General features: G+C 65.5%; 1 protein-coding gene. It reads right to left on the reverse strand.

The annotated features are described in order from the left end of the window. A partial coding sequence (locus tag AAEY72_RS14800) for a hypothetical protein (RefSeq protein WP_352311300.1) occupies window positions 1-230 on the reverse strand: 230 nt, incomplete at its 3' end. Between the last annotated feature and the right edge of the window lie 45 nt (window positions 231-275).

Here is a 275-nt window from a genome sequence, read left to right on the forward strand (position 1 = left end):
TCCTTGGACAGGGCCAGGTCGCGCCCCCAGGTGGCAATCGCCCCCTTGAGTTCACCGTCCTGCTCCCAGCCCAGGTAACGCACCGGAATCTGCGCCAGGTTCGCCAGCCGCTCGACAACCTGCGGATGAGTCGCCACGCTGCCGCCGAAACGCTGCCAGGCCTGGGCGTAAACCTCGGCCTCGACAGGCGTCCAGCCACGTTCACGCCAGCCCTGGAAGCGGTTCAGCATTTAAACCACAGCGTCATAAGGGTCCACGCCGTCCTTGACCACGAG

The organism is Psychrobacter sp. W2-37-MNA-CIBAN-0211 (assembly GCF_040309405.1).
GTDB lineage: Bacteria > Pseudomonadota > Gammaproteobacteria > Pseudomonadales > Moraxellaceae > Psychrobacter > Psychrobacter glaciei.